The sequence below is a fragment of the Streptomyces sp. E2N166 genome, from assembly GCF_003671715.1.
GTDB lineage: Bacteria > Actinomycetota > Actinomycetes > Streptomycetales > Streptomycetaceae > Streptomyces > Streptomyces thinghirensis.
Genome location: NZ_RAIF01000020.1, coordinates 8,563 through 9,181 on the forward strand (window position 1 = coordinate 8,563; position 619 = coordinate 9,181).

1 protein-coding gene is annotated in these 619 nt (G+C 75.0%); it reads left to right on the forward strand.

Features of this window, described 5'->3' with window-relative positions; translation table 11 throughout:
• Positions 1–603 (forward strand): NPCBM/NEW2 domain-containing protein (locus tag EBH09_RS37870; RefSeq protein ID WP_193776365.1); only part of this gene is annotated, 603 nt, incomplete at its 5' end.
• Positions 604–619 lie beyond the last annotated feature (16 nt).

Below are 619 nucleotides of genomic sequence, written 5' to 3' on the forward strand. Positions count from 1 at the left end.
CCGCTGGCCGCGCCCGAGCCGCCCCCGACACCCACCCCCAGGCCGACGCCGCCCCCTTCGCCCGAGCCCTCCCCGACCCGGAAACCGACCCCGGCCCCGTCCCCGACGCCGACCCTCGCTCCCCCGCCGTCCCCGGACCCGGACCCGGTCCCGACCTCACCGCCCGCCCCGACCGTCTACCAGTGGAGTGAGCTGGCGTACGACGTGGGCGGCGACGGGACCGGACCCGAGATGCGGCTGGCCGGGAGCAGCTGGGTCTGGCAACGGTCCGCCCTGTCGATCGGCGGCGAACGGTACGCGCACGGCGTCACGGTGCACGGACGGTCGTCCGTCACCATCGACCTCAACCGCTCCTGCTCGTCCTACGACGCGCTGGTCGGCGTCGACGACCTGACGATGAGGCTGGGCGAGGTCCACTTCTCGGTGCACGCCGACGGCGTCCGGCTGTGGAGCTCCGGGACGGTCGAGGGCGGGGACCCGGCGGTGCCCGTGCATGTCGACGTCTCGGGGCGCGAGACCGTACGGCTGGTGGTGGAGCCGCACAGCCCCTTCGACTCGGTGGCGCTCGCGGACTGGGCGCGGTCGCGGTTCACCTGCGAGTAGGGCGGGCCTGATGACC